Here is a 7,893-nt window from a genome sequence, read left to right as displayed (position 1 = left end):
AGTTATATGGCCAATGATCTTTTAGGTAGCAACATCAATCAAACCGATCCTCCTCTACACACTGCTTTGCGAGGTATCATCAGCGGACCTTTTTCAAAACCTGCCTTGGAAACAATGGAGTCATTTTTTTATGACATCTGTTATGAGCAATTTTCAGAAGAGCACGCGGAAATGGACTTGGCAGTAGATTTTGCTTTCCCTTTTGTTACGGCGGCGATATGCCATCTGCTTGGAGTTCCCTATGAGGAGAAAGAGAATATCCATAAATGGGCCAAAGCCATTGTAACGGCAGGTTATGTCCAGAACGGCCTACAGGTTGCTGCTGCTGCCCAGCGGGAAATGGGGGCTTTATTCTCTAGATTACTTTACCATCATAAAACTTCACGAGATAATTCAAATATTCTAAGCATACTCGCAAATGCCGAACTGGATGGTGAACCCCTATCTTTTCCTATACAACTAGGTACGGCGATGACTGTACTTTTGGCTGGTTATGAAACAACCGCTAACCTGGTCATCAATAGTGTGCATATCCTAGCCGAGTCCAGCGACCTGCAATCCTTACTGCGTAACACCCCAGGTCTTTTACCAACTGCCATTCAGGAAGCGCTACGCTTACGTCCTAGCCTAGTGAGCATGTATCGAAAGGCAATTATGGATACTGAAATAGAAGGAATGCAAATAAAGGAGGGAGACGTGGTAAATGCCTGGATATCGACTGCTAACCGCGATCCTGCAGTCTTTGAAACTCCTTCTGCATTTAGTCTTGCCCGAAAAAATTCTGGCATGACCCTTAGTTTTGGCTATGGCATCCATCACTGCATCGGCGCTGGCCTGGCACGCCAGCTGACGAGGATCGCATTGGAAGTTCTATTGCAAAAGACCATGAGCTTTTCGCTGGTGCGGGGTGTTAAGTTACAGCCATCAGGAAGTTTAATCTCACCCGGCTTTGACACGTTGCCACTGACTTTGACTGTACGATAATCCATGACGAACTGCCACACATGCTACGCTACCCTTTTATAGATACAATTAGTCCATATGCCGATGAAATAGAAGCCATGACACAAAAGTGGCTATGCTCTGACTATGCTTTCCTGCCTTCAGAAGTCCGGGAGCGTTATGCACGGACCCGGACTGGAATGTTGACCGCGCGCTTTTTCCCTTATGCTAGTCGCGAGCGGCTCATTCCGCTCGCCATGTGCTCACTCTGGGGGCTCGTCTTTGACGACTTTTACGAGCATGCAGACGATGCAACATACGATCTGCTCAAATGGCAGATCGGCGCCGTGATACGCGGACAGCTTTCTGCTGATCAGGATAGCAACAAATTTTTGCGTGAAATGCAAAAGATCAGCCAGGCTTTTAAAACGTTTATGCCATACTACTGGCTGAACCGCTTCGCCAGCAGTATGGAAATTTATGTTGATGGTATGAAAGAGGAAGCGTATTATAAAAGAGTAATGAAATTTCCAACACTAGAAACATATATGTCTATCAGGTGGCGGAGCGTGGACGTGCTGCAAATGATCGATGGATTGGAAGTTGCCACCGAAATGCCCTTGCCAGATTACTTGCGTCATCACCCCGCAATAGAGGAGCTGGCCTACTATACATGTCGGATTGTTGCGTCGTGTAATGATTACTTTTCTGTTAATAAAGAAACAGGCCGTGACGTAATGAACCTAGTGTTAATAATGGAAAATGAAAAAGTACTTTCACGTAGCAATGCACTAATCGAAGCTGTCAAAATTCATGATAGTGACCTTTCTAAGTATGTAGAGCTGGAAAAAAGCGTACCGGACTTTGGAGAATACAACCTGGCAGTCAAAACTTTCCTGGACTACAACAACCTTATGATCGCTGGTCACTGGCGCTGGTATATCGTAGACACCCTGCGTTACCGGCCTAATGGTGGACCAGACAGGAACGCATTCAACGGGTTATGAGATGTCCACCATTGTTTCACCACCACGTGCCATTAGCAAGGAGAGCGAACTTGTCAGCTCCATTTGGGTAAAAGGTTTAAATAGAAAATCATCCGCGCCGTGGAATTGCTCGATAATGCTCATACTTCGGTCTCCTGTTGCAACTATGACAGGTATGTCCAGTAAGTCTTTATCATCACGAAAGATATTCAGCACTTCATTGCCGGGAATGTCCGGCAGGCAGGCATCTAGGATAATAACATCTGGTCGATATTGACGTGCCATGGCAATACCTTTTGCACCGTCTTCTGCTAACAGTACATTGCATTGGAGATCTCCAAGCAGAAGTTTACCTGCTGTACGGTTAAGGTCATTGTCATCAATTACCAGAACCGTGATTTTTAGCTCAAAGTTGGTGGAAAGCATCGCTGGCCTGGTAATCTCGCTGCTACTTGCCGTTTCATAAGGTATCATAATCCTAAACGTGCTACCGTGCCCCGGTTCACTTTCCACATCAATAGTCCCGCCCAATGTCGCGACAGTCCTCGAAACGATGAACAGGCCAAGGCCAGTGCCCTGTTGACCTTCTGTCACATAGGGGTAGAAAATGTTTAGTTGCTGCTCCAGTGGAATACCGGGGCCTTCATCTATTATTTCAATCATAAGTTTAGATTCCCTAATATCGCAGTTCAAAAAGATTTTGCCGCCTTGAGGTGTAAACTTTATGGCATTGCCGATCAGGTTTCTGACTGCTTTTTCCAGGAGGGTATAATCTGTTTTGATATAAGGAGGAAGCATTTCTCCTATAACCGGAGTAATCTTTATCAGCCTAGTATGGGCGACTAGCTGCAGAGAATCTACTAACTCATGCCCCCACAACCTGAAATCCGCAGCCTTCTTGTCAAGGCGCCCAAAATCTCCTGATTCGATCCTTCGTAGGTCTAAAATATTTCTGGTAATGTCTGAAACACGACTGCTAGCAGCCCAGCTGATGGCAAACAGCTCTTCCAGATTTCCCGTCAGGTGCAATTTTGTTACTTCTTTGCGGATAACACCATTTACAGCGCTCAGTGCATATATTTCATTATTGATATCATGAACGATCGCCCGAAAAAATAAGTTGACGTTCCTGTTAGCAGATTCCAGCTGCGCCGTCCGCTGTTGTACGGTTTTTTCCAGGTTTTCATTACTCGCTTGCAATTGCCTAATTAAATTCATAACATAACGTTTGAAAAAGGATATCGCAGTAATAATCAATATAAACAATGCGATCATGCCACAGTCATGAAAAAGCCAGCCAGGGTCATTCACTCTTTCCGCATGAATAAATCCAGTCCTTAAATTAATGCGGGCAAAGAAAAGAGACGTACTAGTAAAAACAATGCTTAAAGTAATCTGCCAGATTTTTTTTAGGATGAGTAGCGAGGTGATGATCAAAAAGACCGTAAGCATCTCCTCCTCGATGACCATGCCGCGCCAAACACCAAAATATAATATGCCAAGATTGTGGGTAATTAGAAAGGCTACGGCTGCGAACTGGTGATGATGATAGTAATTTAGGATTAAGAAACCGCTGAAAAATCCCACTTCAAGCCATGCTGCAACGAAGATGGATGGATCTTTTAGCGCCAGGGCAATGCCAGTGCCAATTGTACCTGCTAAAAAGGCGGTCATGAGGCTTAGGGTGTTCACAACAATTACCTGGTCTTCATATTCTTTAGAGACGCCGCGGGTTCCTAGCTTGATGAGGTTCTGCATTACATTAAGCTGCATTTGAGGGTCATTTTTAGCAGTTAAACAAATTTTTCACACGTGCGGGTATACTTCCGGCAATTTTATTTTTATGATTGTTTTGTCCAACTGGAAAAGATACATCCGGAAGTCGTTAAAATGGACTCTTTTTAAACAGGCCACATGAGATCCTGAACGGGTTATTTCTTCGCTCGTTTCCTTTTCAAATGGCTCTGCTGCCTGCCATTCGCATTATTTATTAACTATATGTTTTTTCTGAAGAAAGGGCCTTTATTTCACTAAAGGAGGCCCTATTCCCTTTCTCATATATTCTTTGATGAACCTTATCCATGTGGGTTAATTAATTGTTTCCTATCTGTGAGTAGAAAATATTATTGGCAAAATGCGCCGTATTTAAAAGAAAAACAATAAGAATATGGTACAATTTTACTACTTACATTGTAGTATTAACCGCCCTGGGTAAGCATTGTAACAGGATATACTTTACTATTCAGCTTAAAAGTTTCTGGATTAACTGGGTTTGGCTAGAGATAGATAATTTCTCGAATATGTTTTGGGCGTGTTTTTTTACAGTAAATTCAGAAATATATAAATCCTCGGCAATCTCTTTGTAAGCTTTTCCTAAACAAATATGCTGGCAAACTGTTGTTTCACGGGGGGTCAGATTATAAATTCTGCAATTTTCGTTAATTTTATTTAGCAGCGCGTCTTGGGATACAAAGGCTTCTGTCCGCCTTTGACTATTCCCATTAATACTTAGGCTGATCTCAATAATTTTACGACGTAAATTCTTAGATTTTTCAATTACTGCACCAATCCTGAATAAAAGTTCATCACTATGAAATGGTTTCGAAATGTAGTCTACAGCACCAGCCTTAAGCCCTTGAATGCGATCAGAGCTAGAATTTTTTGCAGATACTAACAGTAATGGAATGTGACTATAAGAGGGCGTTTCATTAAAAATTTTGGCAAATCGTATGCCATCCATATGCGCCATCATTACATCGGAAAGAACCAAATCTGGCATTACCTGAATCTCCTTTAATTTATCTAGTGCCTCTTGTCCATTTCCAGCCCAAACAACATTATACTTTCCAGATAGTTTTATGAAAAGATAATTTGCCATATGTAAATTATCTTCTATAAGTAGCACTGTCTGCTTGGATGTATCCATAGCTGTACTTGTGAGGGATTCAGAAGATGGTTCAATAAAACTTGGCTGAGGAGAAAAATCACTAATTTGATCGTACTCTTCAGGGTAATATCTAGCTAATATAACTGTAAACTTAGTTCCCTTCCCATTGCAAAGCGGGCTCTCAAATAATATTTCCCCCATCAGGGACTGAACTATATTTTTTGTTATGGGTAATCCCAATCCCATTCCCTGATTATGTGACAGTCCACTAATCTGATAATATGGCTCAAAAATCTTTTCTTGGAATGAAATCGGGATTCCCACCCCTGTATCAATAACAGTGAAATGAAATTTGTCAGCAACAGTTGTTAATTGAATATCAATAAATCCATCGCTAGTAAATTTCAACGAATTTTCAATCAAATTTGTAATAATCCCCTGTACAGAGATCGGATCAGCTTGAATAAATACATTATCCTCGATATTACTCTTTACATCCAAGCCCTTTTTGTTTCCTGCTACGCAATAAAATGCCAATAGCTCCTTTGTAAATTGGCTAAAACTAACCACAGTATTATGATTATAGGTAATCCCTTTTTCCAATTTTTCAACATCAAAAAGATTTTGAATATTCCTAATTAATTTTTCGACGGAATTTTGCACTAATATAAGGTCATTACTTCGGCCATGACTTCTTATATAATCAGATAGGTAATTTCGTATAAGGGTAAGTGGAGTCCTGGTCTCATGGATTAAACTGATAAAAGTACTTGTCCGCTGCTCTATTACTTTTTCCAGCTGTCGAGTCCTCTCTTCTACCTTCTCTTGCAAAGTATAATTAGCCTGTTCTAACTGGTGGTACTCCGATTTTAGCCTTCTTACCGTCTGCCTCATGAAATGTACATTAAGTAGTAAGAAGACAATATTAGCGAAAACACCCACTACCCACTTAGGCGCACCAGCAAACGCACCAACCAGAGGTTGAGAACACCAAAATAGCACTGCCATAAAAATTAATAACCGTTCCCTAAATCTATCTCTATCTTGGGATAAACGATAGTCCTTTATTGTGGTGGATAAAACGGAAGATAACGCCCATATGGCATAGATAGCAGGCAAAATAAAAACATACCGTCGAGTTGCTAATAAATTCTCTGTATTAGGATAATATACAAAAAAGAAAAAAAGTGCAGGCAGAAAAATAAAAAGAAATCCATATCGTTCATGAAACCTCAAATTGGATAGGCCCATCATTTTGATGGTGTAAAAAGGTATATAGCTGGTGACAATATAACCAAAACCTTCACCCATAACGTTTTGCCAGATTATCGGCAGCGGAATAAGGGGATCAGGCAACGTAATTAAACATTCAAAGAGATTATATCCAATTAATCCTCCAATTAGAATTACATGCCAAAGCCTATCTCTTTCATGTGGCCTTGCGAGATAAGAAATCCATTGGTGCCCAAAAATAGCTATTTCAACGACAATCAATAACAGTATTATTGGATTAACATGAAGCGCAGATAAAAGCATAAGTAAAAATTTTGTGAATTTATACCTCTATTCGCAAACAGGCCCAACGTCTGCCGGCATGTTCAAGATACCGATAAATACTGAATCCTCTTTTTTCATACCATACCGTATTTTTAGGTATGCGGGACTCAACATAAATAGGTCTACCTTCTTTTTGCGCATCTTGAATTAAATCTTTCATTAAAGCGGTGCCAATACCTGTACCTGTAGCATGCGGGAATGTTCCCAAATACCAGATATGATAAATTTTATTTTCTCCCTGTACTTTGCTTATAGCCTTTTCTCTATCTAGGGCTTTCAATGCATTCTTTAAACCAGTAATTTTCATGACTAATTTTATGTCCCGACAAATAGATCTTAACGTAACTTTTTTCTTATCCGGCAAAATGATCAATGCTACTGCCTGTCTATCATCAGAAAAACATATTCGCCCAAAATCTAAGGCTACATCAAACGAATATTCCATCAAAGAACGCAAACGCTGGAGGTGCCGATGATCCCGCCGGATAGTTTCATTTATTGTGTCGTTTGTAGTATATGCGGCTGCAAGTATTTCTGTGGCCAATTGCTTATCCGATATTTTTCCTATAATCATATACAATAAACTCTGTTCATAAAACAAAAGTAATCTATTCGCAAACAGCTCCAGGAGCGGTAGTAGCCTTGTAGACGTTCTGAAGACCTTTCATAAATGGTTTAACATCCTTTTAGGAAAGATACTTCTGGAAATTACTGAAAATCACAAACCATATAAAGTAATAAAACCCAGTCTGTGACCGGGTTTTATTACTTTATATGGTTTATTACGCCAGGACTTGCTCAATCCTACAATCGAAAATATTATCCTGTAATCGCTCAAAACCAGTCGGGGTATTAACAGAAAAAACAACTCCCGTAATCTTATAAACCCTAGTTTCTAGCTTTATTAAATCCCCTGAATGGGGCTTAATGCCCGGAGGGAACTTAATTGTTGCCATAATTCCTATCGTAAAAGATTCCATACTGATAAGCTCCACGCCTTCAATCATATTGATCATTTTTAATGTGTAAAATACAACACTATAAACAGTCAACCTCCTTCCTAAAAGAACAGGCTTCCCCCCTAAATTCATTACGTTCTACAAAATTCATAAAAACTATCATTAGACCACTATGGCCACTTGGCAAACTCTTCATATGAGTTTAGCTTTAAAAACTCTTCTCGTTTCAAAAGTTTTCCATGATCGTTATCAATAACAATCTTTCTATCAGGTGGAATAGAGGCTACTAAAGTTTGTAGATAATGAAAATCATAAAAAAGGCAAGTAAATATATTAAACTCATTAAATTCAGAAACAACCCTTTCTTGCTCAGAGGGATCCATCATATCAAAAATGCTGTTATCCTTTGAAACAGAAAAATAAGTTTTATTCTGATACGGAATATTATATTCCATTTCAAATTCATTTACAACATCAAACTTAATGACTCCCTCTGTATAAAGCTTAAAATCTGATAATTCAAATGTTGAGTCAGTTATTAAAAATGCGTCATTCATATAAT

Annotated in this window: 7 protein-coding genes; 2 read left to right on the top strand and 5 right to left on the bottom strand. The window is 39.9% G+C overall.

The window, feature by feature from the left end; all coding sequences use genetic code 11:
• Together VM802_RS19825 and VM802_RS19820 are read left to right on the top strand one after the other, a co-directional pair.
• Positions 1 to 984 (top strand): cytochrome P450 (locus tag VM802_RS19825; protein WP_325533758.1); only part of this gene is annotated, 984 nt, incomplete at its 5' end.
• A 20-nt stretch (positions 985 to 1,004) separates the two neighbouring features.
• Positions 1,005 to 1,949: a terpene synthase family protein gene (locus VM802_RS19820; RefSeq protein WP_325533756.1), complete on the top strand. Its 945-nt coding sequence runs from the start codon at positions 1,005 to 1,007 to the stop codon at positions 1,947 to 1,949.
• On the opposite strand, the gene VM802_RS19815 is transcribed toward VM802_RS19820, so the two are convergent.
• From VM802_RS19815 to VM802_RS19795, 5 genes are all read right to left on the bottom strand, one after another.
• Positions 1,944 to 3,701 carry a hybrid sensor histidine kinase/response regulator gene (locus VM802_RS19815; protein WP_325533754.1) on the bottom strand — a complete coding sequence of 586 codons (1,758 nt, stop codon included), beginning with the start codon at positions 3,699 to 3,701 and terminating at the stop codon, positions 1,944 to 1,946. The two genes, VM802_RS19820 and VM802_RS19815, sit on opposite strands and share 6 nt — an antisense overlap.
• A 469-nt stretch (positions 3,702 to 4,170) precedes the next feature.
• Positions 4,171 to 6,351 carry a response regulator gene (locus VM802_RS19810; RefSeq protein ID WP_325533752.1) on the bottom strand — a complete coding sequence of 727 codons (2,181 nt, stop codon included), beginning with the start codon at positions 6,349 to 6,351 and terminating at the stop codon, positions 4,171 to 4,173.
• Between the two features lie 19 nt (positions 6,352 to 6,370).
• Entirely contained in the window at positions 6,371 to 6,946 is a 576-nt protein-coding gene (locus tag VM802_RS19805) for a GNAT family N-acetyltransferase (protein ID WP_325533750.1), read from the bottom strand.
• A gap of 208 nt (positions 6,947 to 7,154) precedes the next feature.
• Positions 7,155 to 7,379, bottom strand: coding sequence for a hypothetical protein (locus VM802_RS19800; protein WP_325533748.1), 225 nt, complete (start codon positions 7,377 to 7,379; stop codon positions 7,155 to 7,157).
• Positions 7,380 to 7,501: 122 nt separating this feature from the next.
• A complete protein-coding gene (locus VM802_RS19795; protein WP_325533746.1) occupies positions 7,502 to 7,888 on the bottom strand; it encodes a hypothetical protein in 387 nt (128 codons plus the stop codon).
• Positions 7,889 to 7,893: the final 5 nt, after the last annotated feature.

Origin of the sequence: Chitinophaga sp. (assembly GCF_035538455.1) — a bacterium.
In the GTDB taxonomy this organism is placed as follows: Bacteria; Bacteroidota; Bacteroidia; order Chitinophagales; family Chitinophagaceae; genus Chitinophaga.
Note: the sequence above shows the minus strand (reverse complement) of the source record. Positions and strands in the feature narration are given on the sequence as shown.

What these genes read in the sequence shown, in the direction of transcription:
- VM802_RS19820 (WP_325533756.1), top strand. Translation starts at nt 1,005, where the DNA reads ATGCTACGCTACCCTTTTATAGATACAATTAGTCCATATGCCGATGAA.
- VM802_RS19815 (WP_325533754.1), bottom strand. Translation starts at nt 3,701, where the DNA reads ATGCAGCTTAATGTAATGCAGAACCTCATCAAGCTAGGAACCCGCGGC.
- VM802_RS19810 (WP_325533752.1), bottom strand. Translation starts at nt 6,351, where the DNA reads ATGCTTTTATCTGCGCTTCATGTTAATCCAATAATACTGTTATTGATT.
- VM802_RS19805 (WP_325533750.1), bottom strand. Translation starts at nt 6,946, where the DNA reads ATGATTATAGGAAAAATATCGGATAAGCAATTGGCCACAGAAATACTT.
- VM802_RS19800 (WP_325533748.1), bottom strand. Translation starts at nt 7,379, where the DNA reads ATGATTGAAGGCGTGGAGCTTATCAGTATGGAATCTTTTACGATAGGA.
- VM802_RS19795 (WP_325533746.1), bottom strand. Translation starts at nt 7,888, where the DNA reads ATGAATGACGCATTTTTAATAACTGACTCAACATTTGAATTATCAGAT.